Source organism: Polaromonas sp., assembly GCF_049790275.1.
Taxonomy (GTDB): Bacteria; Pseudomonadota; Gammaproteobacteria; order Burkholderiales; family Burkholderiaceae_C; genus Polaromonas.
In genome coordinates this window covers 1-24935 of sequence record NZ_JBAQYR010000045.1, presented here as the reverse complement: position 1 = coordinate 24935, position 24935 = coordinate 1, and the positions used below count along the sequence as shown (strand labels likewise).

Annotated in this window: 29 protein-coding genes; 10 read left to right on the top strand and 19 right to left on the bottom strand. The window is 64.7% G+C overall.

Translation table 11 applies throughout. The features are described from left to right. The first annotated feature begins 206 nt into the window (after positions 1–206). Both WA904_RS05930 and WA904_RS05925 read left to right on the top strand, forming a co-directional pair. Positions 207–401, top strand: a complete 195-nt coding sequence (locus WA904_RS05930) for a DUF2905 domain-containing protein (protein WP_425196202.1) — start codon at positions 207–209, stop codon at positions 399–401. 11 nt (positions 402–412) lie between these two features. Then, positions 413–1414: an ROK family protein gene (locus WA904_RS05925; protein ID WP_425196201.1), complete on the top strand. Its 1002-nt coding sequence runs from the start codon at positions 413–415 to the stop codon at positions 1412–1414. 13 nt (positions 1415–1427) lie between these two features. Here the strand turns inward: WA904_RS05925 and WA904_RS05920 are convergent, their stop codons facing one another. The 8 genes from WA904_RS05920 to WA904_RS05885 all read right to left on the bottom strand — a co-directional run bounded on the left by WA904_RS05920 (position 1428) and on the right by WA904_RS05885 (position 9720). Continuing rightward, entirely contained in the window at positions 1428–1829 is a 402-nt protein-coding gene (locus tag WA904_RS05920; RefSeq protein ID WP_425196200.1) for a hypothetical protein, read from the bottom strand. 73 nt (positions 1830–1902) lie between these two features. Further along, a complete protein-coding gene (otsA, locus tag WA904_RS05915) occupies positions 1903–3285 on the bottom strand; it encodes an alpha,alpha-trehalose-phosphate synthase (UDP-forming) (protein WP_425196199.1) in 1383 nt (460 codons plus the stop codon). A gap of 223 nt (positions 3286–3508) precedes the next feature. Continuing rightward, the gene (locus WA904_RS05910) at positions 3509–5338 is read right to left on the bottom strand and encodes a glycoside hydrolase family 15 protein (RefSeq protein WP_425196198.1); all 1830 of its coding nucleotides are present in this window, start codon (positions 5336–5338) and stop codon (positions 3509–3511) included. Further along, positions 5335–6126 carry a trehalose-phosphatase gene (gene otsB, locus WA904_RS05905; protein ID WP_425196197.1) on the bottom strand — a complete coding sequence of 264 codons (792 nt, stop codon included), beginning with the start codon at positions 6124–6126 and terminating at the stop codon, positions 5335–5337. Before otsB ends, WA904_RS05910 begins: the two co-directional genes overlap by 4 nt. A 76-nt stretch (positions 6127–6202) precedes the next feature. Further along, a complete protein-coding gene (locus WA904_RS05900) occupies positions 6203–7480 on the bottom strand; it encodes a multifunctional CCA addition/repair protein (protein WP_425196196.1) in 1278 nt (425 codons plus the stop codon). A 43-nt stretch (positions 7481–7523) separates the two neighbouring features. Then, a complete protein-coding gene (locus tag WA904_RS05895) occupies positions 7524–7844 on the bottom strand; it encodes an NIPSNAP family protein (RefSeq protein WP_425196195.1) in 321 nt (106 codons plus the stop codon). Positions 7845–7846: 2 nt separating this feature from the next. Next, positions 7847–8614, bottom strand: a complete 768-nt coding sequence (locus WA904_RS05890; RefSeq protein ID WP_425196194.1) for a glutathione S-transferase family protein — start codon at positions 8612–8614, stop codon at positions 7847–7849. A gap of 110 nt (positions 8615–8724) precedes the next feature. Continuing rightward, positions 8725–9720 (bottom strand): complex I NDUFA9 subunit family protein, encoded by a 996-nt coding sequence (locus tag WA904_RS05885; RefSeq protein ID WP_425196204.1) that lies wholly within the window; start codon positions 9718–9720, stop codon positions 8725–8727. 134 nt (positions 9721–9854) lie between these two features. On the opposite strand from WA904_RS05885, the gene WA904_RS05880 reads away from it, so the two are divergent. Beyond that, positions 9855–10298, top strand: a complete 444-nt coding sequence (locus tag WA904_RS05880) for a hemerythrin domain-containing protein (RefSeq protein ID WP_425196193.1) — start codon at positions 9855–9857, stop codon at positions 10296–10298. A 44-nt stretch (positions 10299–10342) separates the two neighbouring features. Here WA904_RS05880 and WA904_RS05875 read toward each other — a convergent pair whose 3' ends face one another. After that, the gene (locus WA904_RS05875) at positions 10343–10867 is read right to left on the bottom strand and encodes an MgtC/SapB family protein (protein WP_425196192.1); all 525 of its coding nucleotides are present in this window, start codon (positions 10865–10867) and stop codon (positions 10343–10345) included. Between the two features lie 121 nt (positions 10868–10988). After that, positions 10989–13013, bottom strand: a complete 2025-nt coding sequence (locus tag WA904_RS05870; protein WP_425196191.1) for a transglycosylase SLT domain-containing protein — start codon at positions 13011–13013, stop codon at positions 10989–10991. A gap of 9 nt (positions 13014–13022) precedes the next feature. On the opposite strand from WA904_RS05870, the gene WA904_RS05865 reads away from it, so the two are divergent. The 3 genes from WA904_RS05865 (at position 13023) to WA904_RS05855 (ending at position 15629) form a co-directional block, all read left to right on the top strand. Next, positions 13023–13661, top strand: coding sequence for a 5-formyltetrahydrofolate cyclo-ligase (locus tag WA904_RS05865; protein WP_425196190.1), 639 nt, complete (start codon positions 13023–13025; stop codon positions 13659–13661). A gap of 540 nt (positions 13662–14201) precedes the next feature. After that, the gene (locus WA904_RS05860) at positions 14202–14891 is read left to right on the top strand and encodes a cysteine hydrolase family protein (RefSeq protein ID WP_425196189.1); all 690 of its coding nucleotides are present in this window, start codon (positions 14202–14204) and stop codon (positions 14889–14891) included. Between the two features lie 9 nt (positions 14892–14900). Then, entirely contained in the window at positions 14901–15629 is a 729-nt protein-coding gene (locus WA904_RS05855; protein WP_425196188.1) for a GntR family transcriptional regulator, read from the top strand. Between the two features lie 65 nt (positions 15630–15694). Here the strand turns inward: WA904_RS05855 and WA904_RS05850 are convergent, their stop codons facing one another. From WA904_RS05850 to WA904_RS05835, 4 genes are all read right to left on the bottom strand, one after another. Next, positions 15695–15943 carry a hypothetical protein gene (locus WA904_RS05850; protein ID WP_425196187.1) on the bottom strand — a complete coding sequence of 83 codons (249 nt, stop codon included), beginning with the start codon at positions 15941–15943 and terminating at the stop codon, positions 15695–15697. Positions 15944–16001: 58 nt separating this feature from the next. Then, positions 16002–16655, bottom strand: coding sequence for a DsbA family protein (locus WA904_RS05845; RefSeq protein ID WP_425196186.1), 654 nt, complete (start codon positions 16653–16655; stop codon positions 16002–16004). 13 nt (positions 16656–16668) lie between these two features. Beyond that, entirely contained in the window at positions 16669–17058 is a 390-nt protein-coding gene (locus tag WA904_RS05840; RefSeq protein ID WP_425196185.1) for a nuclear transport factor 2 family protein, read from the bottom strand. 81 nt (positions 17059–17139) lie between these two features. Then, positions 17140–18006: an MBL fold metallo-hydrolase gene (locus WA904_RS05835; RefSeq protein WP_425196184.1), complete on the bottom strand. Its 867-nt coding sequence runs from the start codon at positions 18004–18006 to the stop codon at positions 17140–17142. 122 nt (positions 18007–18128) lie between these two features. Here WA904_RS05835 and WA904_RS05830 point away from each other — a divergent pair, with 122 nt between their 5' ends. Then, entirely contained in the window at positions 18129–19019 is an 891-nt protein-coding gene (locus WA904_RS05830; protein WP_425196183.1) for a LysR family transcriptional regulator, read from the top strand. Between the two features lie 210 nt (positions 19020–19229). After that, the gene (locus tag WA904_RS05825; RefSeq protein ID WP_425196182.1) at positions 19230–19394 is read left to right on the top strand and encodes a hypothetical protein; all 165 of its coding nucleotides are present in this window, start codon (positions 19230–19232) and stop codon (positions 19392–19394) included. Between the two features lie 17 nt (positions 19395–19411). Here the strand turns inward: WA904_RS05825 and WA904_RS05820 are convergent, their stop codons facing one another. The 5 genes from WA904_RS05820 to WA904_RS05800 all read right to left on the bottom strand — a co-directional run bounded on the left by WA904_RS05820 (position 19412) and on the right by WA904_RS05800 (position 23968). Further along, positions 19412–21946 (bottom strand): cation-translocating P-type ATPase, encoded by a 2535-nt coding sequence (locus WA904_RS05820; protein WP_425196203.1) that lies wholly within the window; start codon positions 21944–21946, stop codon positions 19412–19414. 93 nt (positions 21947–22039) lie between these two features. Further along, positions 22040–22204, bottom strand: coding sequence for a rubredoxin (locus WA904_RS05815; RefSeq protein WP_425196181.1), 165 nt, complete (start codon positions 22202–22204; stop codon positions 22040–22042). A gap of 47 nt (positions 22205–22251) precedes the next feature. Beyond that, positions 22252–22995 carry a cytochrome b/b6 domain-containing protein gene (locus WA904_RS05810; protein ID WP_425196180.1) on the bottom strand — a complete coding sequence of 248 codons (744 nt, stop codon included), beginning with the start codon at positions 22993–22995 and terminating at the stop codon, positions 22252–22254. Between the two features lie 10 nt (positions 22996–23005). Next, positions 23006–23524: a diheme cytochrome c gene (locus WA904_RS05805; RefSeq protein WP_425196179.1), complete on the bottom strand. Its 519-nt coding sequence runs from the start codon at positions 23522–23524 to the stop codon at positions 23006–23008. 21 nt (positions 23525–23545) lie between these two features. Then, the gene (locus tag WA904_RS05800; RefSeq protein WP_425196178.1) at positions 23546–23968 is read right to left on the bottom strand and encodes a DUF1924 domain-containing protein; all 423 of its coding nucleotides are present in this window, start codon (positions 23966–23968) and stop codon (positions 23546–23548) included. A 140-nt stretch (positions 23969–24108) separates the two neighbouring features. Here WA904_RS05800 and WA904_RS05795 point away from each other — a divergent pair, with 140 nt between their 5' ends. Both WA904_RS05795 and WA904_RS05790 read left to right on the top strand, forming a co-directional pair. Then, complete coding sequence (locus WA904_RS05795; RefSeq protein ID WP_425196177.1) at positions 24109–24501, top strand: PepSY domain-containing protein; 393 nt, start codon at positions 24109–24111, stop codon at positions 24499–24501. Between the two features lie 17 nt (positions 24502–24518). Then, a partial coding sequence (locus WA904_RS05790) for a response regulator transcription factor (protein ID WP_425196176.1) occupies positions 24519–24935 on the top strand: 417 nt, incomplete at its 3' end.

The following is a 24935-nucleotide window of genomic DNA, read 5'->3' as shown; positions in this document are numbered from 1 at the left end:
CAAGGCATGCACTTCTCCTTGCGCCAATAGCGCTGAAGAAGTGTTTCCTATGTCTCCGAACACCTGTTTCGTATGTCTCCTGTCCGTACAGCGACGCAAGAGAAAGTGAGTCGCCCGCCGGGGCGAGTCCCGGCTTGCAGGCGAGCCACTGCAACTCGCAACAACCCGGCAAGGCGGTGCACGGCGCTTGCCCCTAAACTAGCCCCATGATTCGCTGGATGCTGGTGATTTTCCTGGCGCTGATGTTGATCAGCTGGTTCACGCCCCTGCTGCACAAGCTGGGCTTTGGCAAGCTGCCGGGTGATTTCCGTTTCAGGCTGTTTGGCCGTGAGTGGTTCATCCCGCTGACGACCACCATCTTCCTGAGCCTGGTGGCCAGCCTGATCAGCCAGTTGATTTGAACAGGTCATCCATGAACTCTCCCACCCCGACATCGCCAAGCACTTCGACCGGCCCGGACATTCGGTTGCCCGCGGGTGCGGCGCCTGTGGCCTGTGTCGACGTGGGCGGCACCAAGGTAGCGGTCAGCGTGGTGGACCAGCGCGGTGTCCAGGGCCGGCGGGTGGAGCCGACGGTCAAAGAGGGCGCCCCGGACGCCCTGGCGCAGCAGGTGCTGCGCATGATCCATGCGAGCTGCGTTGCTGCGCAGATCCGGCCCGGGGACATTGCCGCGGTCGGCGTGGCGTCCTGTGGCCCGTTTGTGCTGAACCAGGGTTGTGTCGAGCTGGCAACGCCCAATATCTGTGGCGGCCTGGCCGGCGCGGCGCGCGGCCTGCCCAACAACTGGACCACGGCCGTGCTGGAAGCGCCGTTGCGCGCGGCCTTTGCTTCCGTGCGCGTCGAAAACGACGGCATGGCTGCACTGGAGGCCGAGCGCCGCTGGGGCGCGCTACAGGGCGTGGACCACTGCGCCTACCTGACCTGGAGCACAGGCATCGGTGTTGGCCTGTGTGTGGATGGCCGGGTACTGCGTGGCAAGAACGGCAACGCCGGCCATGCCGGCCACATGTTCGTCAGCGACAACAACGATGCCCTGTGCGGCTGCGGCAACATCGGCGATGTCGAGGCGCTGGTGGCCGGCAATGCCTTGCCGCGGCGCTTTTCAAAGCTGGGCTACACCGATGCCGCTTCTATTTTGATAGCTGCTCGCGCAGGAGAGACGGGGGCTGTGGCTATTATTGATGATGCATGCCGGGTCATGGGTCGGGCCTTGTACAACCTCGTGGTGACGCTGGATCTGCAGCGCATCAGCCTGGGCGGTAGTGTGTTCTGGCATCACCGCGACTACCTGTTGCCGCGCCTGCAGGCCCAGATCAGCGGCAAGCTGCCGGCGCTGACCGGGACGTTTGCGCTGGTCCCGGCCGGATTGCACGAACAAGTTGGTGATTACGCGGCGCTGGCGCTGGTGGTCTGACCCCGTCCGGGCTTCAGGGCAGCAGCGTCCATTCGTGGCTGCATTTGCGGCACTTCACCCGCACGCCGTCATGGCGAGCATCGTCTTCCACCACGTTGAGCAGGCCGTACGCTTCGCAGACCTGGCAGTTGGCCTGGTCTGCCAGCGCTTCGGCATGTGACAACAGATACAGGTAGCGGCGCAGTGCCCATAGCCCTACCGCGCCGCTGATCATGAAAAGAAGGGCGTTCAGCAGTTTTTCGCCAAGGCTGCTGCCGTGGAAAAGCTCCAGCGTGGCCATGAGTGCAATCGTGCTCAGCAGGGCCAGCAGCATGTGGGCGTGGCTGGACAACAGCTCATGCTCATACCACTTGCGAAACCCGACCTTGCGAATGCCGTCAGCCAGTGAGCGGTTGAGGTAGTTGCGGTTGACCATGTCAGTCCAGTAGGTACCGAATGGTTGCACAATGCCGGCTTTTCCGCCAGCAGCCCGGGCGGACGGTGCAGGTTCAGCTGGGGCTGATCTGCGACAGGGTGTCCAGGAAGTTCTTGCGCCACCAGTGCACGTCCTGGCGGCGGATGCGTTCGAGCAGTTTCTGGTGCCGCCGCTGACGCTCGTGCAGCGGCATCTGCAGGGCCAGCTGGATGCTTTCGGCCGTGCCATCGCTGTCGTAGGGGTTGACCAGCAGCGCTTCCTTGAGCTGTTCGGCGGCACCGGCGAAGCGCGACAGCACCAGCACACCGGGGTCGGCCGGGTCCTGTGCAGCGATGAATTCCTTGGCGACCAGGTTCATGCCATCGCGCAGCGGCGTGACCAGTGCCACGGCGGCCACGCGGTACAGGCCGGGCAGTCGCTTGCGCGCAACGTTGCGATGGATGTAGCGCACCGGCATCCAGTCCAGCTCGCCGTAGTCGCCATTGATGGCGCCGCACAGGCTTTCCAGCTCCTGGCGCAGGCCGCTGTAGGTGTCGAGCGCCTCCCGGCTGGGTGAGGCAATCTGGATCAGTGTGGCGCTGTTGAGGTTTTCCGGGTACTTCTGCAAAAGTTTGCGGAAGGCGCGCAGGCGTTGCGGCAGGCCTTTGGAATAGTCGAGGCGTTCGACGCCCAGCAGCAGGCGGCGGCGCGAATACTCGGCTTTCATGCGTTCGTGCATCTCGCGCGCTTCCTTGCCGTGGGTCAGGGCGGCGAACTCGTCAACATCGATGCCGATGGGAAAGGCCTGGGCTTGCACCGTGCGTCCGAAAGCGCGGAACTGGTGCAGGTCCAGCGCCTCGGCACCGGCTTCTTCGCCGACATAACGCGCAAAGTGCTCAACATCGGCCTGCGCCTGAAAACCCACCAGGTCGTAGGCGAACAGGGAGCGGATCAGCCACTCGTGCTGCGGAATTGCCGCCAGGATCAGCGGCGGCGGCAGCGGAATGTGCAGGAAAAAACCAATGCGGTTCTTGCAGCCCATGGCGCGCAGTTCGGCTGCCATCGGGATCAGGTGGTAGTCGTGCACCCAGATGATGTCGTTGGGCAGGAGCTGCGGCATCAGCTTGCGCGCCATCATCTGGTTGACACGCCGGTAGCCGCCGATAAAACCGGCATCGAAGTCGGCCAGGTCCAGCCGATAGTGAAACACCGGCCAGAGCACACCGTTGCTGTAGCCGAGGTAATAGCTGTCGTGGTCCTCGCGGCACAGGTCCACCGTGCTCAGGGTCACGTTGCCGGCCTGCTGGGTGTGGACCTCGCCTTCACCGGGCGTGCCGCCCTCGACTACTGTGCCGCTCCAGCCGAACCACACGCCGCCGTTGGCGGACAGCGCATCACCGAGCGCCACCGCCAAGCCACCGGCCGCCGTCTTGCGCGGGTCGGCCACGCGGTTGGAGATGACGACCAGCCGGCTCACAATGTGGCCCCCACGCTTTTCTCTTTGTGTAATGCGCGAGGCCTTGCAGGCCGCCGCTCGCCAGAGACTTCGCTTCTGTCACCTGTCCAAACCTGCACAGGCAGGTTTGGAGCCGCAGGCTCCAGCCCCAAGGGGGCCGCTGCGCCTGCGGCCCGGCAAAGCCGGTTTCGCGGCCCCTGCTTGAATGACGAGCCCCTACATTGGTTTTCGCCGACGGACGTGTTCATACTGCACTGTCCCAAGGCGCAGACAAACGGACGGCCGCATTGATGATGCCGACCATGGAGTAGGTCTGCGGGAAGTTGCCCCACATCTCGCCGGTCACCGGGTGGGTGTCTTCCGACAGCAGGCCGACATGGTTGCGGGCCGCCAGCATGGTTTCGAAAATCTCGCGCGCCTGTTCCTTGCGGCCTATGCGAGCCAGCGCATCGATGCGCCAGAAGGTGCAGATGTTGAAGGCGGTTTCCGGTTTGCCGAAGTCGTCCGGCGCTTCATAGCGGCGCATGTAGGGGCCGTCGCACAGGTGTTTTTCCAGCGCGTCCACTGTGGCGACAAAACGTGGGTCTTTCGGGTCGATGAAGCCGACCTCGATCATGAGCAGCACGCTGGCGTCCAGGTCGCGTCCGCCGAAACTCTCGGCAAAGGCCTGGCGCTCCTCGCTCCAGGATTCGCGCAGGATGCGCTCGCGCATGGTGTTGGCATGGCCATGCCAGTAGATGGCGCGGTCGGGCTGCTTCAGGGTGACGGCAATCTTGCCAAGGCGGTCACAGGCGGCCCAGCACATCAGTGCTGACGAGGTATGCACCCGGGCGCGCGTGCGCAGCTCCCACATGCCCGCATCGGGCTTGTCGTAATTGCGCACGGCCTGCTCGCCAACGGCCTCCAGGCGCGCAAATTCGGCCTCGCCGGCACGGTGTAGCAGGCGGTGGTCATGAAAGGACTGCGCCGCGCCCAGCACCACATTGCCGTAGACATCGTGCTGGAAATGCTCCTGCGCCTGGTTGCCCACGCGTACCGGCCCCATGTTGCGGTAGCCGCCCAGGTGCTCGTAGCAGGCCTCGGGCAGTTCGCGCTCCAGGCCGATGCCGTACAGCGGCTGGATGTGGCCGCCGCCGGCTTGCACCACAACGTTGCTGAGCCAGCGCAGGTAGTCCTCCATGGTGCCAACTTCGGACAGGCTGTTGAGCGCACGCACTACAAAAAAGGCATCGCGCAACCAGCAGAAGCGGTAGTCCCAGGTGCGCCCGCTGTTCGGTGCCTCGGGAATGCTGGTGGTCATGGCCGCCACGATGGCGCCGGTGTCTTCAAACAGCGAAAGCTTGAGTGTGATGGCCGCGCGGATCACGGCCTGCTGCCACTCGAGCGGAATATGCAGCCGCTGGCTCCATTTGCGCCAGTAGGACAGGGTTTCTTCCTCGAACAGGCGCGCGGTGTCGGCAATGCCGTCGGCCAGCGACTCGTCGGCGCCGAGCAGGAAGTTGTGCTCGCGTGTCAGCACGAAGGGCTGGCGGGACTGCAGGTGCGACAGGGGTGCGTCGGTGTTGAGGCGCAGGATCAGCGCGTCGCCGACGTAGCGCAGGTGGTTGCTGCCCTGGGTGATGACCGGCTTGCTGCGGCCCCAGTCGTAGCGGATGTCCAGCGACACCCGGATGCGCGGCGCACCCTGGATGGGCCGCACCCGCCGCACCAGGGTGATGGGCCGGAAGAAGCGCGAGCGCCGGTAAAAGCGCGGCGCAAAATCGGTGATCTCTATGCCCTGGCCGCTGTGGTCGAACAGCTGCGTGCGCAGCACGGCGGTGTTGGGTTCGTACCACTGCTTGCTGTGCGAGAAGTTTTCGATCTCGATGGCAAAGGCGCTGCCCTTGTCACTGGGGTCCAGCAGCGCATTGAACACCGGGTCGCCGTCAAAGCGCGGCAGGCAGCACCAGACAATGCGGCCCCGGGCATCGACCAGCGCACTGAACCCGCAATTGCCGATCACGCCCAGCGCCAGTGACGGTGGCGCGGGCGGCATGAAAGCCGCGGAGGTGGCGCCGCTTGCGCTTGAACTCATGCGGGGAGCCTTTGCCCGAAACCGGCAGCCGCGCCTGCTGCCGCCGGTGTGGCCGATTGCAGCCAGGCCATCAGCTGGGCAACGCCGGTACAGCGGTGCCGCGCAATGGTGTGTTCGGGCCCGACCTTCACCGCATGCCCGCCCATTTGCTGGACTTCCGCGAAGCCGGACTCATCGGTGATGTCGTCGCCGGCAAAAATGGGCTGGCGCCCCGCAAAAGGCGCTTCGGTCATGAATGCGGCGATCGCCGTGCCCTTGCTGACGCCGATGGGCTTGAGGTCGATCACGCATTTGCCCTGCATCAGGTCCAGGCCGCTGCTGCGTTCGACAGCGGCGCGCATGACCTGCATGCACAGTTCTTCCAGTTCGGGCGCGTGGCGGTAGTGCAGGCTGAGTGCCAGGTTCTTGCGCTCCAGCCTCAGGCCCGGGTGCAGTTCCAGCAAGCCCTCGGCGGCCCGCAGCACATGGCGCATGTCCGCCGGCGGTGCGCTGATCAGCAGGCCTTCGGCGTTGCGCCGCTGCGCGCCGTGCTCCACCGCAGACGGCAGTTGCAGCGGTGCCAGGAAAGTGTCCAGGTCCAGCAGGCGACGGCCTGACACCAGGGCGAGCGCGCCGCCCAGCTGCCGGTACAGGCCGGCCAGGACGCCGGTGAGCGTGGCCGGGACGACGACGGCTTCCGGCTGCGAGGCCACTTCGACCAGGGTGCCGTCAAAATCCAGAAAAAGTGCCGTGCCTGGGGTGATGGGAGGCAGCGTTTCGAGGGGCGGGGTTTGGGGGCTTGTTTGCATCAAATCTCACCTTAGCAGAATCCCGTCCGCTGGCTTGTAGGCCAGATGCGCATATGCCATTTTCAGCTTCGGCGCCTCAGCCGGAGGCGGCGGACCTCTGCAGCCAGGCCTGCACGGCATGCACCCGCGCGGCGTGGATCATCTCGCCGATTTTGGGGCCACTTAGTCCGGCCGCCTGGGCCGCCTGCGCGACGGGTTCGGTGGCGACCGACTGGGCCGCCTGCAGCGCCTGTGCCAGCCTGGGCCGCTGCGGATAGGTGGCATTTTCCAGGCCCAGGCGGCCGCGTGCGTCACACTCGCAGGCCAGCAGGATCTCGCCAAACCGCGCCGGTTTGCGAAAGGCGTCGCAGCGCTCGAGCAGCCGCACCAGCGCGGCCGCGCCGAACCCGGCGCTGCGGTGGATGTTGCCGTGTTCGCGTGCCACCACCTCGGCCATCTCGCGGCAGTCGGTGGGCACGCGAAGGCGCTCGCACACGCCCTTGAGCAGCCTGACGCTGCGTTCCTCGTGGCCGATGTGCCTGGGCAGCACTTCGGCCGGGGTTGTTCCCTTGCCGAGGTCGTGGCCCAGGCACGCAAAACGCACGGCCAGGCTGGTTTCCAGCTGCGCCGACATGTCCAGCACCATCATCAGGTGCACGCCGGTGTCCACTTCGGGGTGGTATTCGGCGCGCTGCGGCACGCCCCAGAGTTTGTCCACCTCGGGCAGCAGGTGGCGCAGCGCACCGCACTGGCGCAGCACCTCGAACATGCGGGACGGCGTGCGTTCCATCAGGCCGCGGGCCAGTTCCTGCCACACCCGCTCGGCCACCAGTGCGTCGACTTCGCCGTGCTCCACCATCTCGCGCATCAGCGCCAGGGTTTCGGGTGCCACCGTGAAATCGGAAAACCGCGCGGCAAAACGTGCCAGCCGCAGGATGCGCACCGGGTCTTCGCGAAACGCATCGGTGACGTGGCGCAGCACCTTGTCACGAATGTCCCCCTGTCCACCGTAGGGATCGATGAGTGCTTCAAAGTCAGCTTCAAATCCGGCTCCAGCCCTTTCCGGGCGGGCGGGAGCAGCTATTGAATTGATAGTAAGGTCGCGCCGCGCCAGGTCTTCCTCCAGTGTGACGTCGGGCGCAGCATGCACCGCAAAACCGCGGTAGCCGCGCGCGGTGTTGCGTTCAGTGCGCGCCAGCGCGTATTCCTCGCGTGTCTGCGGATGCAGGAAAACGGGGAAGTCCCGGCCCACCGGCAGGTAACCCAGGGCGGTCAGTTCTTCCGGCGTGGCGCCAACGACGACCCAGTCGTGGTCCTGCACCGGCAGGCCCAGCAAGGCATCGCGCACCGCACCGCCGACCATGAAAATTTCCATGGAGGCAGTTTAGCGGCTCGGCTCGCGCCGGCCTGTGGCTGGTTCAGGAAAAGACCGGGCGGAAAAAACTGCGTTCGTAGCTGACGATGCAGCGCGTTTCTTCGGCATACCTGAAGGCGGCCTGGCAGTCGGGGTCTTCAAAGGAGCGCTGGCGGTAATTTTCGTAGGAAGCCAGGCTGTCGAACGTGAACAATGCCAGCGCGATGTTGCTGGCACCTTCGCCGGGCATGAAATAGCCGTGGTGTTTTCCGCCGAATTTCTCCACCAGCGGAATCCACAGCTTGCCGTAGTGCTCGAATTCCTTGAGTTTGGCGGTGTCGAGCACGTAGCGCAGGTAAATCGTGACAAGGGTGCTTCTGGCCATGATCAGCGCGCGATCCGGTAAGGTTCGTCGAAAGTGACAAAGTCTTTTTCGGCCAGGGCATCCGTGATCCATGCCTTCACCCCTGGCAAGGCACAGACCCGGTCGATGTAGTCCGTGATGGTGGCCGGAACCGGCAGGGCGTAAGTCTTCAGGCGCATGCACACCGGTGCGAAGTAGGCGTCAGCGATCGAGAACTCGCCAAAAAGGAATTGAGCCCCCCCGCTCGACTTCGTCTCCCTGCCCCCCGAGGGGGCGCTCGCACCTTGGGACGGCCCGGCGGTGCGCATGGAACCCCCGTGTTGCTCCAGCAGTTCGGTCCACATCGTCACGATGCGCTGCACGTCCTTGCGCACGGCCGGCTGGTCGCGCCAGATGATGGCCCCGGTTTGGGAGAGGGGCGCCTCGATGTTCATCGGGCAGGCGCTGCGCAGCGCGCCAAAGCCCGAATGCATTTCTGCGCAGACGCTGCGCGCGCGCGCCCTGGCTTTGGCATCCTGCGGCCAAAGCTGCTTTTCGGGAAATTTCTCGGCGACGTACTCCGCGATCGCCAGCGTGTCCCAGACTGCAAGGCCATCGTCCACCAGCACGGGCACCCGGCCCGACGGGTTGACCGCAAGAATGCCCTGCTTGAAAGTGGAATCGTCCGCGAAGGCGTCCGTGCCAAACCGCACCATGACCTCCTCGAACGCAATGCCGGCCTGCTTCAGCAAGACCCAGGGCCGCATGGACCAGGAGGAATAGTTTTTGTTGGCGATGTAGAGCTTGAGCATGTTGTTTCCCTTGTGAACAACCGGCCATGCTAACGCGCGGCCGGCCGTGCATTGATGCAAAAAAAACCTGAAATTGATGCGCGGCGGCCACTGCCGCGGTCGAGCCGCTTCTAAAAACGGCCAGCGGTCTTGCGCTTGAGTGTCAGGTTGCTGCGCGGGCCCCAGCCGCCTCTGAGCGGCCCGAGGTAGCTGGGGGCCACGGCTTCCAGCGCCGCCGGTGCGATGCCCAGCGCTTCGAGCCCCGGCAGGTTGCCGCTGGCGATATTGGGGTGCGTCATCGAAGCCAGGTTGTCCCGGCTCATCAGCGGTTCGCCGGGCGCCAGCTCCATCAGGCGCGCCTGCAGCCGGCCCAGCGCCGCGGGCAGCTCGATCACCGGGCGCCCACGGCCCAGGTTGACGCCGCTCAGGCGTCCGGCCATCTCCACCAGTTGCCGCAGCGTGAAAACGCCGGGGCCGAAGGCCTCGAAGGTCTGGTCAACCGTGGCATGGGCGTGGGTGTCCTGCAGGCAATGCACGATGGCGCTTGCCACGTCCTCGACCCACACCGGCTGGAACAGGGCGTGGCTGGCGGCCAGCGGGATGACGGGGAAGGTTTTTTGCAGGTGCGCAAAGACATTGAGGAATTTGTCATCGGCGCCAAACATCACGCTCGGGCGCAGCAGGGTCAGGGCCAGCCCGGCCTGGTGCAGGGCTACCTCGCCATGGCCCTTGCTGCGCAGGTACATGGACGGCGCCACGTCCGGGTTGCGTGCATCGGCGCCCAGGGCGCTGACGTGGATCACCCGCCGCACGCCCTGGGCCGCACAGGCACGTGCCAGTTTCTGTGGCAGTTGCACATGTGTTCTGTCAAACGCCTCCTGCGTGCCATGCAGGATGGCCACCAGGTTGACCACTGCGTCGTGCCCGGCCACCAGCCTGGCCAGTGCCACCTCGTCATGCACGTCGGCTTCAAATACATCCAGTGCCGGAAGCATCTGGATGTCCCGTGCGCTGGTTTCGTGCCGCGTCGGCACCGTCACGCGCCACTGCAGCCGCGTGAGTTTTTCGCAGACATGGCGGCCCACAAAGCCGGTGCCGCCAAGAACAAGTATTTTTTTGATTGCCATATCCATGATTAGACGCCTTCACGACAGCGGAGGTAAAACGCTCCCGAAAAAATGGTGAGTGTAGGCGCCGGCCTGAACAGGCTCTGGCCTGTTGGCCTACACAGTTGGATGAAAGGCCTCAGGATAATCGGTGAATGAATATTTTCGAAGCCCTGCGCACAAGCCACGAGACCCAGCGCGGCCTGGCAGACAGCCTGATCAAAACCTCTGGGGACAGCAAGGAACGCGACCTGCTGTTCAGGGAACTGCGGGCCGAACTTGCCGCCCATGCTGCGGCCGAAGAGCGGTTTTTCTATGTACCGCTGATTGCCCACGACATGACGCAGGAGCCCTCGCGCCACGGCATTGCCGAACACCACGAAATGGATGAACTGGTGGAACAACTCGAGGAGACTGATTTCAGCTCGCCCGCCTGGCTGACAGTTGCCAAAGAGTTGCACCACAAGATATTCCATCATCTGAATGACGAAGAGCAGGGCATCTTCCAGCTGGCGGGCAAGGTGCTGACCGAGGCCGAAAAGCTGTCTCTGGCCAAAGGTTACGAGGGTGAGTTCGTGTCGCAGCGCGTGAAAACCTGAGTTCTGGCCGGCGCGGCCGTTTTCACGGCAGCTTGGGCGCCGGCTTATTTTTCGAGATCCCGGGTTTCGGCCGCGACAAGTGGCGCCGGCCTGGCCATCGCGCCGACAAGCGCGGGTACCAATGCCAGGACGGCCAGGGCCAGCAGCGTCCCCAGCACCGCGGTTGATTCACGTCCCATGCCTGCCGCCACGCCCACGGCTGCCGTCAGCCACAGGCCGGCGGCCGTGGTCAGCCCTTTCACATCATCCAGCCGGTTTCCTTTGAGGATGGTGCCCGCGCAGAGAAAACCCACACCCGCGGTGATGCCCTGGATGACCCGGCTCATGTCGTCTGCCTGCATGCCGATTTGCTGCGACACCAGCACAAACAGGGCCGCGCCCATGGCCACCAGCATGTGGGTACGTACGCCCGCGGCCTTGCCCTGGTGCTCGCGTTCCCAGCCGAGCAGGCCGCCGAGCAGGGCCGCCACCAGCAGCCGCAGGATGGCGCGAGTCATCAGTGTGGGGTCGGTCAGGTCGGAAAATTCGGAAACGACGGTGTTGCCGACTTGTTGCCACCACGGGTTCATCTGGGTACTCCTGATCCTGGTTGGCTGCCCAATTTAGCCCGGCCCGGATGCGCGGAACATAGGCCAAAGCCTACAAAGGCGTGTCATCCACCGCCCGTTCTTCCGGGCTTCGGCCACCTTGTCAGGGCATCTTCTCGTCAGGCGGTGGTGCCGAGGCATCGCGCGGCCCGACGGTGCCCAGGTGGGCCTTGAGCGACTGGGGTTGTCCGGTCAGCAGTGCGGCGTAGTTGGTTGTGTTGGACAGCACTTTTTTTACATAGTCGCGGGTTTCGTGGAAGGGCACGTTTTCCGCCCAGATGGCTGCCTCGAGCACGGGCCCGTTGCGCCAGCTGCGCGGCCGCGCCGGTCCGGCGTTGTAGGCGGCGGCAGCCAGTGCCATGGAGCCGCCGAAGTCGTCCAGCGCGCGCTTGAGGTAGGCCGTGCCGATGACGATGTTGGTGTCGCGGTCGTTGATCTGGCCGGCGGTGAAACCCTTCAGGCCGATATAGCGGGCGGTTTCACGCGCGGTGGCTGGCATCACCTGCATCAGGCCCGAGGCGCCCACGCCGGAACGCGCATCCGTGATGAAACGCGACTCCTGGCGAATCAGGCCATAGACATAAGCCGGGTCCAGCCCGATGTCGCGGCTGCGCTGGAGGACTGCTGCGCGAAAAGGTGTGGGGAAGCGCTGCTCGAAATCGATCACCGTCGGCGTGCGGTCGCTGGAGTTGATGCAGCGGTCCCAGATGGCGCGGTCGCAGGCAAACTGGGCGGCGGCCAGCAGTTCGCGCTCGCCCAGTCCGCCGCGCTGGTGCAGGTTGGTGCTGTAGTTCCACTCGCGCACGCCTTCACTGCGCAGGCCGGCGCCGATGGCATAGGCAGCGCGGTTCAAGCCGGGGTTCAGGCGCGCTGTGTCCTTTTCTTCCGGTGTCAGCGGCGCAGGCCGTGGCGGCGCGGTGATTTTCTGGCCCAGCTCTTCCAGGGCCAGCTGTTCATAAAACCCGCGCACCGAGGCGATCGACTGCAGCAGGGCCAGGGCCTCGGCGCGCTGCGGCGACACCGGTGCGCTGGCAACCGGGGCGGGCGCATTGCTGAGCAGGCCGCGCGCTTTCCAGTAGACCCAGACCGGCTCCTTGCGGGCTTCTTCGCTCATGGCATTGATGGCGCCCAGCACCAGCGGCCAGCGCGGCGTGCTGCCGGCGCGCAGCGCGGCGCGCGCCTTCCAGCCCAGCAAGTCGTCGTTCAGGTCGGTGTCACGGCTGACTTTGGCAAAGTAGCCCAGCGCGTCATTGCTCAGGCGGCGCGCGGCCTGTTTGCCGATGACTCCCCAGACCCAGTTGCGTTCTTCGGCCGTGAGTTGCAGGCCCCATTTGTCTTCCAGCAGGCGTGCCGCGCCCTCGACGTCGCTGGTGGCCAGCTTGACCAGCGCCAGGGTGATGATTTCCCGGCGGACCTTGCTGATCGCAATCATCTTGCTGGCCAGGAACCTGGCTGGGCTGCTGTTGAGTTCCGTCACCAGGTGCAGGGCTTCCGGCGCGATGATTTCTACCGCATCGCGGGCAGCGCGCGGACGGTTCGCCTCCATCGCCAGCCTGGCTTTGAGCCACACATCCTGCGCGGTAAAGCTTTTGGTGCCGACCATCCGCGAGGCGGCCGACGTGCAGCCATCGCTTGCTTCGCGCTGCGCGAACCAGTTCTTGCGGACTTCATCGGCATCACGCTGAACCGCTTCAGGGTTGGTGAGGCTGTCGACCAGCAGGGCGTAGCAACGCACATCCTTGTCGTCCTGCATGCGGTAGTTCGGGTGTTCGGCGGCAAAGGCAGCCCAGTCACGCCGCTGGCCCAGCAGCAGCAGCCAGTCGTTGCGCAGCCGGTCTTCCTGGTAGCTGCCGGCGTAACGCGCCATGAAGTCCTGCACTTCCCTGGCACTGGCTTCACCCAGCCGTGCCCGCAACTCCCAGTAGGCCGCCCACGGCTCCAGCGCATGGCCCTGGGCTTGCGGCAGCAATTGAGCCAGCCGGGTTTTGTCACCGCGCTGGAAGGCCTTGTTCATCTCCAGCAGCACGTCATCGGCGCTGGAGCCGTTGTTTTGTGCCCATGCTGGCGTGAGCAGTACGCAGGCAGACAGACCCGGAATCAGGGCCTTCAGAATAAAGTTGGATAGCATCGGATCATTATGGACAAATTAACTGCACGAAGAGACCTGATTGAACAACGCCTGAACCTGCCCGACCGACTACAGCGCGCCGACCTGCTGCAACGGGTGATGCGGATCTGGCTGGTGGGTCGCGAAGACGCGGTGATTGGGGCTTACTGGCCGATCAAGGGAGAGTTTGATCCGCTGCCCGCGTTGTACCGCTGGCAGGAAGATGCCATTTTAAGCCAGGAATCGGAAGGAAATAACGGCCAAGCCCTTGAAGGACGGGCGGAGGCAGCTACTGAAAACATAGCAAACCGCTCGCCGCGCAAGATCGGCCTGCCGGTGGTCAACAAGGTCCACAAGACCCTGACTTTCCATGCCTGGTACCCGGGCTGCCCGATGGAAGAAGATGCCTATGGCATCCCCAAGCCCAAGGACACCGAAGTGATCGTGCCGACCCTGCTGTTTGTGCCCTGCGTCGGTTACGGGCCGGGCGGTTTCCGGCTCGGTTACGGAGGCGGTTTTTACGACCGCACGCTCGCGACGCTGCAGCCGAAGCCGTTCACCGTGGGGCTGGGCTACACCCACGGGTGGCTGCCGGATCTGGAGCCGGAACCGCATGATGTGCCGTTGGATGCGATTCTTAATGACAAAGGGGTGGTTTGGCCTGTGTGATTGTTGGCTTTTGTTGCTTGCATCACGCTGCGCTTGTGGTCTGTTCTGGACGACAGTAGGCGCAACTCCCCACTCCCACCCCTAACCCCTCCATCTCCCCGCTGGGCGATGGAGGGGGACTTCATTTGGCCGCGTGTGCTGCGTTCGCGTGCAAACATGACGGCCACGTTCTCCGACCTGACGCGCTGCGTGCGTCAGGTCTCCCCGTATCCGATCCCGTTCCCGCCCCATCCCCCCCTTCTGTATGCGCCGAGGAGCGGAGGTCCAGACGGATCAGGGCGAGCGATTGTTTGAGCGTAGCGAGTTCGAGCTCGACCCCGGCTGGACCGAGCACCGCAGGTTGCCCCCGTAGCGACAGCGAAGGGGGACGCAGGCAGCGGGGTCGCCTTTTCTTTGCTTACTTTCTTTTGGCGACGCAAAAGAAAGTGAGTAGCCGCCGGGCTACCCCCGGCTTGCCTGAAGCACCTCAGTCGCCTGCACTGGCGAAAGCCCTGACAGGCGCCGCTGCAAAACCAGCATGAACTCCAACGCCCCACCATCATGCAACTAGACCAAGCCCAACCCTTCCCCTACACCTTCAACCTGAAGTCCACTGCCCTCGTCATCATCGACATGCAGCGGGACTTCATCGAGCCCGGCGGCTTTGGCGAAAGTCTGGGGAATGACGTGTCGCTGCTGTCTGCCATCGTGCCGGCCTGCCAGGCGGTGCTGGCGGCCTGGCGTGACGCCGGCGGCCTGGTGGTGCACACGCGGGAGGCACACCGGGCTGACCTGTCCGATTGCCCGCCCGCCAAACGCCACCGCGGCAACCCTTCGTTGCGCATTGGCGACCCCGGGCCGATGGGTCGCATCCTGGTGGCCGGCGAGCCGGGCAACCAGATCGTCCCCGCACTGGCGCCACTGCCCGGCGAAATCGCCATCGACAAACCCGGCAAGGGCGCCTTTTACGCCACGCCGCTGCACGAACTGCTGCAGCAGGAAGGCATCACACACCTGGTGTTCATGGGGGTGACTACCGAGGTCTGCGTGCAGACTTCCATGCGTGAAGCCAACGACCGCGGCTACGACTGCCTGTTGCTGGAGGACTGCACCGAGAGCTACTTTCCGGCATTCAAGGCGGCGGCCGTCGACATGCTGCGCGCCCAGGGCGCCATCGTTGGCTGGACGGCCACCAGCGATCAGCTTCTGTCTCTGCTGGCGACCCCGCCGGCACGGCAACAACACTGCTAGAGTTTCGCCATGCACATTGCCGCCAGCCGTCTTCCTGCTCTTGCCGAGGCCTCCGCCCACCGTTCGCGTGCCGACGAGGTGTACGAGCAGCTCAAGCGCGACGTGTCCGAATTCAAGCTGGTGCCGGGGGATCGTTTCACTGAAACCGAGATCAGTGAACGCCTGGGCGTCTCGCGCACGCCGGTGCGCCAGGCGCTGTTCAAGCTGCAGCAGGAGGGCTTTGTCGAGGTACTGTTTCGCAGTGGCTGGCGCGTGTTGCCCTTCGACTTCAATCAGTTTGAAGAACTCTACGACCTGCGCATGGTGCTGGAGACCACGGCCGCACACCGCCTGTGTGACGCCGCGCTGAAAGTGGACAACACGCTGCTGGACGCGCTGGCGGCCATCTGGCTGGTCAGCCCCGAGCAGCGCAGCAGCGACACCGTGCAGGTGGCGCAGTGGGACGAGGCCTTTCACTGCGCGCTGGTGGCAGCGGCCGGCAATGCAGAGATGGCCCGCGTGCACCGCGATGTGACAGAGCGCATCCGCGTGATCCGCCGGCTCGACTTCACCAAGCAGCCGCGCATCGACGCCACCTACGAGGAACATGCCAAGATCCTCAAGGCCATCCAGCGCAAGCGCGGCGATCAGGCCGCCCTGCTGCTGCGTACCCACATCCAGACCAGCCAGGCCGAGGTGCGCAAGATCACCCTGCACCAGGTACACCTGGCGCGCCAACTGGGCGCCAAGGCGCGCTGAGCATTTACGGCAAAAAATATATAAGGGAAAAGAGCCTGTAACCCCTGTCCTGTATGCGCAAATAGCTATGTTTTTGGTAGCGCTGCCTCGAAGCGCTCCAGCTCTTCACCAAGGTTCCCCCGGCTGCGGAAATTCCGGCCGGCCTGGCCGTACCAGTACTCGGCATCTTCCAGGTCACCTTCCTGAAGATGCAGGATGCCGTGCAGCCAGGCGCCCAGGTGTGCGGGATCGTCCGGTATGTCTTGCACCAGACGGTGGGCTTCGTTCCAGCGTCCCGCGCGCATGTGGGTCAGGACCTGGTGAAGGAGGGTCATGGAGAACTCTTTTCTGATGGGAGGGCAGATCTGTTTATACGCGTCTTCCGTGGCCTTTTCAGGCCGCCTCAATTTGCTCGAGCAGGCCGTCAAAACTTCCGTACAGCGCGTCACCGCGCAGCAATCGGCGGCCCCCGTCATCGGTGACTGCGAGGGCTGGCACCCCCTGCGCGCCCAGGGCGTGCATCAATGCCTGCGCTTTCTGGATGCGCCCGGCATTGGCGGCCAGAAGTTCCGCGTCTGCTGCCGCCAGGCAGTCGGCCGCGATGCCCAACCCCATGTCGCGCAACAACCTCACCACAACGGGCGCGGTACTGGTGTCGAGCGCGTGCAGATAACGGGCTTCCTGCAAGACCTTCAGCACTTCCTGTTCGCGTTGCGGATCGCTCAGGGACACCGCTGTCAGCGCCAGCGTGGCGGCGGCCGAATCGAAGCGGCTGCCAGGTTTGCCCAGCACGTTCTTGCGGTACGCGTCAGTGAAGCGCTGGCCAGTGAGCTTTTCAATGCGCATGTCGTTGGACCACGCATAGTCTGCAAACGCGGCATCCAGGGTACGCCCGCCATTGCCAGCGAACAGCCCGGTGGGAGCCAGTTCCAGCTTGATGGCGCTGTGATGGCCCAAGCGCTGCATCGTCGGGGACGCACCGTAGCACCAGCCGCACAAGGGGTCGAACAAATAAGTGACGATGGTTTTTTGAAACGCGTTCTGCATGGTTCTGTTGCCTTCAAGTCATTGCCTGTGCCACGAGCAGGGTGTCGGTGAACTGCTCGAACTGCACAATTTTTCCGCTCTGCACCCGCCAGACATGCGCCACGCGCGCCTGCATGGCTTTGCCGGTCTTGCCGTAAGTGCCGTGGTACCGACCCAGGCCGACGATCCGGTCGCCGGCGTCCACCAGTTCCTGCAGTTCAAACCGGTAACCGATCCATTCGGAGCCGAGCACCTTGAAGACATGTTCAATGACTTGCTCAGGCCCGACCCATGTGCCCGCACAGGGAAAGCCGGCCATCTCGGTCCACAACACATCCGGGGAAACGTCGGCCATCATGGCGGCCATGTCCTGGCGTGTCGATGCGGCGTAGTGGTCGGCGATGATGTTCAGGGGGGTACGCATATATGTCCTCTTTTCAAATGGAGGCGCTGCACCCGGCAGGTTTTACCGGGCGCAGTGCGAAGCTCTGTCAGGCTGTTTGAATTACCACTTCATTTCGCCCTTGTTGACCTTGGCGCCGATATCCAGCGACATGGCGCCATCCATCACTTGCGGATAGGCCTGTTTCATGGCGTTGATCAGCTCCGCGCTGTTTTTGCTGGCGGCCAGGTTCTTCTCGAAGGTCTGCAGGTAGTCCTTCGTGAAGGCGATGGTGCTGGCGTCCACCTTGGTGCCTGATGCCATGTGGCCAGGAATCACCAGTTCGGGTGTCAGGGCTGCCATGTCGTCCAGCTGCGCCACCCAGGCGGCGCGTTCCGCGGCAGTCTGGCTGTCGGCCGTCCACACATGCATGCCGCCAAACACGCCGATGTTGCCCACGATGGCCTTGATGGATGGAATCCACGCATACGGACGGTGCGCCAGCAGGCCCTGGGTGCCGCGGATTTCAATGGTCTGGCCTTCGAGCTTGAGCGTGTTGCCTTCGATGGCGCGTGGCACCACCGGTTTGCGCGGTGCGTTGGCGCCCATTTTTGGCCCCCAGAAGGCCAGCTTTCCCGCCATCTTCGCCGTCAGTTTCTCCAGGACGGCCGCAGTGCTCACCACCTCTGCCTGGGGAAATATTTCTTTCAGGGTTTCAACACCGAAGTAGTAATCAGGGTCGGCCTGGCTGACGTAGATGGTGGTGAGCTGCTTGCCGCTGTCGAGCACATTGGCGGCAATGCGCAACGCGTCGGCCCGGGTAAAACCGGCGTCAATCACCATGGCTTCTTTCTCGCCATAGACCAGCGTCGAATTGACGTTGAAGCTGCTGCCGTCAGCGTTGTAGACCTTGACGGTGAGCGGCTGGGCCGCCTGGGCGCTGGCGAAGGTGATGGCGAGGGATGCGGCGATAACGGTGGTGCGGATCATGGTGAACTCCTGATGGGTTGTGGGAAAAGACGCTGTGAGGCGATGAAATGGACTGTAGTTGCAATATCCGTACAGATAAACCGCATAATTCGCGCATTACTGTTTCATAAATCGAGCAAATCATGGACCGTTTGACTGCGATGCGGGTATTTGTGGAGGTTGCCGACGCCGGCAGTTTCAGCGCGGCTGCGGACAAGCTGGACATGTCGCGCGCGATGGTGACCCGTTATGTGGGCGAGCTGGAACTCTGGCTGGGCGCACGGCTGTTGCAACGCACCACCCGCAGCGTCACCCTGACCGATGCCGGGGAGAGCTGCCTGCGCCGCAGCCAGCAGATGCTGGCGCTGATGGACAACGTGGAAGAAGAAACCAGCAGCCACGATGGCGCGCTGCGCGGACAACTGCGCATCACCTGCAGCGTGTCATTTGCGTATGCACAGATGGCGGCGGCGGTGACCGACTTCCTGCAGCAATACCCGCAGCTCAAGATCGACCTCAACGCCAGTGAGGGCGTCCTCAACCTGGTGGAGGCCCGCATTGACCTGGCCATTCGCATCAGCGCCGAGCCGGACCCCGCGCTCATTGGACGGGTATTGGCCCCCTGCGACTCCGTGTTGGTGGCCTCACCGGGCTACCTGGCCAGCTACGGGGTGCCGGCCTTGCCCGCTGATTTGGCGGCCCACCGTTGCCTGAGTTATGCCAATTTCGGGAAAAGCGTGTGGAGGTTCACCCGCGGTGAAGAGCAAGCCCAGGTGAGCGTGAGCAGCCACTTCAGTGCCAACGAGGCCACGGCCCTGATGCAGGCCGCGTTGGCCGGTGGTGGTGTGGCTTTGCAACCCACCTATCTGGCCAGCCCGCACCTGGCAGATGGCAGCTTGCGGGTGGTCCTGCCGGACTGGAAACTTCCCGGCATGTCGATACATGCGCTCTACACCTCACGCAAACATTTGCCGCCTGCGGTGCGCGCGTTGCTGGACTTTCTGGTGGACCGGTTTGCCACGGTGCCGTGGTAGATGGCGCATGCGCGTCCTGACATTGATGAGTAAAAGACGACCCAGCCCTTGTGGGATCTGCGCCAGCTGCTCATTTATCCATAGCAAATGGAGATTGAAGTGACGTGACCGGACGGATGTTTTTTGGGGAACATCTTCAGGCTGTGTTCATGCGGCAAAGCCCATCATTCGTTGGCGGCTTGATGTTGAGCCGCTTCACCGGAGTTCATCATGAATCAGGATCTCAAGGCTTTTGTATTTTCCGTGCTGCGTATTGTCCTGCCTGCCGTTTTTCTGGTGGCGGGGATGGCCTTCGTTTCCATCCCCTACACCCTGGGGCATCATCCGGGTGACCCGGTGACCACGCCTTCCGAAGCCTCTCGCCACATGACCTGAGCGTGCCGGGCCTTTGGTCAGGGCAAAGGCGTCCGCCTGCCGGGACGGACCATCCGCTGGCGCAGGCCATGCAGCACGGTTTTACTGAGGTGGAAGGGCACCAGCAGGCTCAGGCCGACGGCCACGGCAGCCAGCCAGTGAGCCGCGGCCAGCGGTGCAAACCCGAACGCCCGCGCCAGCGGCGGCACTGTGGTGATCGCGGTCAGCGCGAGCAGGGTGCCACCCAGCACCCAGAGGCTGACTGGCGTGAAACCGGACCACAGGCTGCGCCATGGGGTCTGGCTGGACCGGCTGGGCACAATCAGCGCGGCATTGGCCGTCACCAGCACCACAAAGGCCACCGTGCTGGCCATGCCGGCCGGAACGTCCTGGCCCAGCACCCAAGTATACAGGCCGACCACCACGGCCGTGACCAGTCCGCCCTGGACCAGGCTCAAGGCGACATGCCATCCAGACAGCAGGGGCTCGGTGGTCCGGCGCGGCGGTTGCGCCATCAAATCGGCGCTGCCTTCTTCGGCTTCGAACACCAGTGAACATGCCGGATCGATGACGAGTTCCAGAAAGGCAATGTGTAGCGGCGCCAGCACCAGCGGCAACCCGAACAGCACCGGCAGCAAGGCCAGCCCAACGATGGGCACATGGACGGCGAGTGTGTAGACCATGGCCTGGCGCAGGTTGGCGAAGGTGCGGCGACCCCGGGCAATGGCCTGCACGATGGAAGAAAAATCATCCTGCAGCAGCACCAGCGCGGCGGCTTCGCGTGCCACGTCTGTACCGCGTTGACCCATGGCGATACCGATGTGCGCTGCCTTGAGCGCAGGTGCATCGTTGACCCCATCCCCGGTCATGGCCACCACCTCGCCCTGGGCTTTCAGGGCCTGCACCAGCGCCAGCTTCTGCTGTGGCTTGACGCGGGCGAAAATGTTGACCGTCGCCACCCTCTGTGCCAGCGCCGGCGCATCCATGGCGGCGATGTCATCACCGGTGAGTACCGATGTACTTTCGATGCCGGCCTGCGCCGCGATGGCTGCGGCGGTGCGCGGGTGATCGCCCGTGACCATGACCACGCGGATACCGGCGCGCCGGCACTGTGCCACGGCAGCGGGTACCTCGGCCCGCAGCGGGTCGGCCAGGCCGACCAGCCCAACCCATTCGAAATCGAAGTCGTGCTGGTTCTCGGGCCAGTCGCTGCCGGGGTGGTGCCGGGCCCGGGCCACGCCCAGCACACGCAGGCCGCTGTCGGCCATGCGGTCGGCCTGCGCAGCGAGCTGGTCACGGTGCGCGTCGGGCAGGTGGCACAGCGCGGCCACGGCCTCCGGTGCGCCCTTGGTGGCGACGACCTCGTGGCCAAGCGTGGTGCTGCGCCACAGATGGCTCATGGCAAGGAGCTGGGGCGTCAGTTCGTATTCTCGTGCCAGTGTCCACTGCGGATGCAGGTGTTCGGTTCCCTCCAGCTGTTCGCCGGCCAGCGCGTGGAAGGCCCGCTCCATCGGATCGTGGGGATCGATCTCGCTGGCCAGGACAGCGTATTCAAGCAGTTCATGAAAGGGTTCGGGCAGGCCTGCCGGCGCCAGATTCCGCAGGTCCAGTGTCTGCTCGCCGACAGCCAGGGCCGCCACGGCCATGCGGTTCTCGGTCAATGTGCCGGTCTTGTCCACACACAGCACGGTGGTTTGCCCCAGGGTCTCGATGGCATTGAGTCGCCGCGTCAGCACCTGCTGGCCGGCCAGGCGGCGCGCGGCAAGCGCCAGAAACACGATCATGATGACCGGCAGCTCCTGCGGCAAAATGCCCATGGCCAAAGTGATGCCGGCCAGTATCGCGTCAAGCCAGCCGCCGCGCAGCGCCCAGAAGAGCAGGGTCAGGGCCAGGCACAGAGTCAGGCCGATCATGACCAGACGGCGTGTCAGCCGCGCCACTTCTTCACGCAGGGGCGAGGCCTGCAATTCAATGGTCTGCAGCGACTGCCCGATGCGCCCCAGTTCGGTCCGGCGTCCGGTGGCTGTCACGCGCATGACGCCCTGGCCCCTGACCACCAGCGTGCCGGCAAACATGCGCTCCCCAGGCAGTTGTTTGGCCACCGCTTCGGACTCACCCGTGAGCATGGATTCGTCGGTGGCCAGTTCGTGCGCCTGGAGCAGCTCGCCGTCGGCAGGCACGCGGTCGCCCTCGGCCAGCAAAAGCACGTCTTCGCGCACCACCTCCCGTCCCGGGATGCGCAAGGTCTGGCCGCCGCGCAGCACCAGGGCCCGCGGGCTGGACAGGTCGCGCAGGGCCTCCAGGGCGTTGTCGGTACGGCGCTCCTGCAACACGGTGATGGTCATGATGATGACCACAAAACCCAGCAGGATCAGCGCCTCATGGGCGTCTCCCATCGCGAGGTAGACCGCGCCGGCGCCCAGCAGCAGCAGGAACATCGGCTCGCGCACCACCTCCCAGGCCATGCCCTGCAGGGTGCGCCGCTGGCTGACGCCGAGTTCGTTGGGTCCTTCGTCGCGCAGGCGCTGCGCGGCCGTGGCGGGGTCCAGGCCCGTCGGTGTTTCGGGGTTCATGCGGTGTCGCCCGCCGCTGTCAACCTGCGCCTTGCCGGTGTCATTGTGCAAGTGTAAGGAGTCGCGGCTTGGTGACCGGATTTGAACCAGGCGCTAGATCAGCACCATACTGAAGTCGGCTTTGCTGACACTGCATTCCGGACAGGCCCAGCCTGCGGGCACCGCGGCCCAGGGCGTTCCCGGGGCGATGCCGTCTTCGGGTCGGCCGGCCGCCTCGTCATAGATAAAACCGCAGACGACACACATGTAAACGTTCATGAATTCCTCACTAAGGATAATTTTGGGGGGGCGGGACGCGGACCGTGTCAGTCGTCATCGTGTGCCCGGCTGCCTGCCGGGTTGGTGGAAATCAGGCCGTTCGGGGATTGCTGCCACTCCCAGGCACCGAAGGCCAGCACGGCGAGCAGCAGCAAGGCGGCCAGCCAGACGCGGTTTTTCTGCACCAGATCCGGCCCCTTGCCGGCTATCCGGCCGGTCAGCATGGGCAGGGCCTGGTTTTTGCGCCGCAGCAGGCTCAGGCCGGCGATGAGCGCCAGGTGGGCCAGAACGACAAACAGAAACGCCTCGCCAAAAAATTCGTGAACCTCTTCCAGCCAGTCGCCGCCGAGAAAGTCGCCCCAGTCGTTGTAGGTGGCATAACCGCTGAGCGTCAGCGGCACCACCATCACCAGCAGGGCCACCACGGCCAGCGCCATCAGCAGGTTCTGGCCCTGGCGCCAGTTGATGCCGGCCAATGATCGGCTTTGCGTGAGTGACCTCAGCCATGCCGGCGCGCCGGCCAGCTTGCGCCACATCAGGCCCAAGCCCACCTGACGCGGACCCAGCAGGCCGTACAGCACACGAAACACCAGCAGGCCGGCCATGGTGTAGCCGAGCGTGACATGGAGCAGCCGCCAGCTTTCGCCGTCAGCGGTCACGTAGGCGCCCAGAAAGCACAGGGCAAAAAGCCAGTGGAACATGCGCGTGGGCGCGTCGGTCACCCGGCGGCCCGGCGTGGCCGCTGCGGGCGCGGCCTGGGCCGTGGTGTGGAGGGAGGGGGTGGCATGCATGGTGGTTCTCCTAGTCGTTCCAGGCCCGGCGGTAACGGGCGTCGAGCCCGACCGGGAAGCGGATGTTGTCGTCGTTGTAGTCGCCCTTGTCGGCCGCGGTGTGGCAGGCCGCGCAATTGGCTGCACTCTTGACGCTGGCGTGTTTCCAGACGGCGGCATCGACCTTGCGGTGTTTGCGTTCAAACCAGGCCGAGCGGGTGATACGGTCCTGCGGCGGCTCTTCCGCCACGCGTTTGTAGGTGCCCGCGTTGACCTTCAGCCAGACACTGAGCTGTTGCACCGTGGCCGCGTCCAGCGAGGCGTCGGTGCCGTAGTGCTTGTCCAGGCCGGTCATGATGCGTTCCCAGGAGCGGGCAGGCAGCATGCCCGGCGGATAGGCGGTGTGGCAGGCGGCGCACTCCTGGGTGTAGGCCGCAGGCACGTTGCCCGGCAGCAAACGGCTGCTGTCGGCCCGGACCAGGGCGGGCAGCGCAGCGAGGGCAAAGGTGGCGGCGATCAGCAGGGAACGGACGGTGGGGAGGGTGTTCATGAAGAAACTCCGGTGGGGGAACTAGGGCTTGAGGCTGTTGAGGTAGGCCAGCACATCGGCCTTTTCACCAGCGCTGCATTCGCGGCTCAGCACATCCTTGCAGTTGCGGCGGAACCACTTGTCCACCTTGGCGGTGTCGGTGAAGGCCTTGGGGTTGAAGGCCGGGGCCAGCGGTGCAATCGATTTGCCGGTGCTGGCATGTTTGCCCTGCGCCGTGGGTGGCGTGCCGTGGCATGAGGCGCAGGACCATTCAGCGCCGTGCTTGGTGGTGAAAAAGGTCCGGCCTTTGTCGGCGTTGCCGGGGGTCCCGGCCTGCGCGCTCCAGTGGCGGAGCTGCTCTGCAGGCGTGGTGTCGGCCGCGTGGCTGGTGGCGGGCAGGAGCGCACTGGCCAGCGTGGCGGCCAGCAGCAAGGCTGCGGGAAAGAAGCTGCGGATCAGGGTCATGGCTGGGCTTTCTGCGTTGGAGGTGAGTGGGCGTTGGCGGGTGTGGCGGGCGATGGGATGTATTTTTGGCAAGGGCGCTTGAACCATTCCTGAAGGCGCCGTTCATCTGCGGTTCACAATGTGTGCAGGACAATCACGCCATGACCTCCGTCCAGCCCCTCCCCCTTGCCGGCAAACGCCGCCGTTCGCGGCCGGGCGGGCTGTGGCTGCTGCTGCTGGTGGGCAGCCTGGGGCTGCAGCCGGCCTGGTCCGGCAGCAAGGACGACCACAACCGTGCGCGGCAGGCGGTGCAGGCCGGCCAGGTGCTGCCGCTGCGCAGCGTGCTGGAGCGGCTGGAGCGCGAGCACCCGGGCCAGGTCATGGAAGTCGAACTGGAGCAGGAGGAAGGCCGCTGGATCTACGAAGTCAAACTGCTGCAGCCGCAGGGCCAGCTGGTCAAGCTCAAGCTGGATGCCCGGACCGCCGCCATGTTGCCCGGCAAGGGCGACAGCAGGAGCGACGAGCGCCGCAGCGGCCGTGATGCACTTCCCTGACACCCCGCTGCCGGCCCATGCGTATCCTCCTGGTTGAAGACGAGCCCACGCTGCGCGCCCAGCTGCGTGCCGGTCTGGTGGAAGCCGGCTATGCAGTGGACGGGGTTGACAACGGCCGCGACGCCCACTTCCTGGGAGACACCGAAGCCTTCGATGCCGTGGTGCTCGACCTGGGCCTGCCAGTGCTCGACGGCCTGACCGTGCTCAAGCGCTGGCGCGACGGCGGGCGAACGATGCCGGTGCTCATCCTGACGGCGCGCGACAACTGGAACGAAAAGGTGGCCGGCATCGACGCCGGGGCCGATGATTACCTCACCAAACCTTTTCACATGGAAGAGCTGCTGGCACGTGTGCGCGCGCTGATCCGCCGCGCCAGCGGCCTGGCCTCGGCGGTGCTGCAGTGCGGCGCGCTGGCGCTGGACACACGCAGCGGC

What these genes read in the sequence shown, in the direction of transcription:
- WA904_RS05930 (WP_425196202.1), top strand. Translation starts at nt 207, where the DNA reads ATGATTCGCTGGATGCTGGTGATTTTCCTGGCGCTGATGTTGATCAGC.
- WA904_RS05925 (WP_425196201.1), top strand. Translation starts at nt 413, where the DNA reads ATGAACTCTCCCACCCCGACATCGCCAAGCACTTCGACCGGCCCGGAC.
- WA904_RS05920 (WP_425196200.1), bottom strand. Translation starts at nt 1,829, where the DNA reads ATGGTCAACCGCAACTACCTCAACCGCTCACTGGCTGACGGCATTCGC.
- WA904_RS05910 (WP_425196198.1), bottom strand. Translation starts at nt 5,338, where the DNA reads ATGAGTTCAAGCGCAAGCGGCGCCACCTCCGCGGCTTTCATGCCGCCC.
- otsB (WP_425196197.1), bottom strand. Translation starts at nt 6,126, where the DNA reads ATGCAAACAAGCCCCCAAACCCCGCCCCTCGAAACGCTGCCTCCCATC.
- WA904_RS05900 (WP_425196196.1), bottom strand. Translation starts at nt 7,480, where the DNA reads ATGGAAATTTTCATGGTCGGCGGTGCGGTGCGCGATGCCTTGCTGGGC.
- WA904_RS05895 (WP_425196195.1), bottom strand. Translation starts at nt 7,844, where the DNA reads ATGGCCAGAAGCACCCTTGTCACGATTTACCTGCGCTACGTGCTCGAC.
- WA904_RS05890 (WP_425196194.1), bottom strand. Translation starts at nt 8,614, where the DNA reads ATGCTCAAGCTCTACATCGCCAACAAAAACTATTCCTCCTGGTCCATG.
- WA904_RS05885 (WP_425196204.1), bottom strand. Translation starts at nt 9,720, where the DNA reads ATGGCAATCAAAAAAATACTTGTTCTTGGCGGCACCGGCTTTGTGGGC.
- WA904_RS05880 (WP_425196193.1), top strand. Translation starts at nt 9,855, where the DNA reads ATGAATATTTTCGAAGCCCTGCGCACAAGCCACGAGACCCAGCGCGGC.
- WA904_RS05875 (WP_425196192.1), bottom strand. Translation starts at nt 10,867, where the DNA reads ATGAACCCGTGGTGGCAACAAGTCGGCAACACCGTCGTTTCCGAATTT.
- WA904_RS05870 (WP_425196191.1), bottom strand. Translation starts at nt 13,013, where the DNA reads ATGCTATCCAACTTTATTCTGAAGGCCCTGATTCCGGGTCTGTCTGCC.
- WA904_RS05865 (WP_425196190.1), top strand. Translation starts at nt 13,023, where the DNA reads ATGGACAAATTAACTGCACGAAGAGACCTGATTGAACAACGCCTGAAC.
- WA904_RS05860 (WP_425196189.1), top strand. Translation starts at nt 14,202, where the DNA reads ATGCAACTAGACCAAGCCCAACCCTTCCCCTACACCTTCAACCTGAAG.
- WA904_RS05855 (WP_425196188.1), top strand. Translation starts at nt 14,901, where the DNA reads ATGCACATTGCCGCCAGCCGTCTTCCTGCTCTTGCCGAGGCCTCCGCC.
- WA904_RS05850 (WP_425196187.1), bottom strand. Translation starts at nt 15,943, where the DNA reads ATGACCCTCCTTCACCAGGTCCTGACCCACATGCGCGCGGGACGCTGG.
- WA904_RS05845 (WP_425196186.1), bottom strand. Translation starts at nt 16,655, where the DNA reads ATGCAGAACGCGTTTCAAAAAACCATCGTCACTTATTTGTTCGACCCC.
- WA904_RS05840 (WP_425196185.1), bottom strand. Translation starts at nt 17,058, where the DNA reads ATGCGTACCCCCCTGAACATCATCGCCGACCACTACGCCGCATCGACA.
- WA904_RS05835 (WP_425196184.1), bottom strand. Translation starts at nt 18,006, where the DNA reads ATGATCCGCACCACCGTTATCGCCGCATCCCTCGCCATCACCTTCGCC.
- WA904_RS05830 (WP_425196183.1), top strand. Translation starts at nt 18,129, where the DNA reads ATGGACCGTTTGACTGCGATGCGGGTATTTGTGGAGGTTGCCGACGCC.
- WA904_RS05825 (WP_425196182.1), top strand. Translation starts at nt 19,230, where the DNA reads ATGAATCAGGATCTCAAGGCTTTTGTATTTTCCGTGCTGCGTATTGTC.
- WA904_RS05820 (WP_425196203.1), bottom strand. Translation starts at nt 21,946, where the DNA reads ATGAACCCCGAAACACCGACGGGCCTGGACCCCGCCACGGCCGCGCAG.
- WA904_RS05815 (WP_425196181.1), bottom strand. Translation starts at nt 22,204, where the DNA reads ATGAACGTTTACATGTGTGTCGTCTGCGGTTTTATCTATGACGAGGCG.
- WA904_RS05810 (WP_425196180.1), bottom strand. Translation starts at nt 22,995, where the DNA reads ATGCATGCCACCCCCTCCCTCCACACCACGGCCCAGGCCGCGCCCGCA.
- WA904_RS05805 (WP_425196179.1), bottom strand. Translation starts at nt 23,524, where the DNA reads ATGAACACCCTCCCCACCGTCCGTTCCCTGCTGATCGCCGCCACCTTT.
- WA904_RS05800 (WP_425196178.1), bottom strand. Translation starts at nt 23,968, where the DNA reads ATGACCCTGATCCGCAGCTTCTTTCCCGCAGCCTTGCTGCTGGCCGCC.
- WA904_RS05795 (WP_425196177.1), top strand. Translation starts at nt 24,109, where the DNA reads ATGACCTCCGTCCAGCCCCTCCCCCTTGCCGGCAAACGCCGCCGTTCG.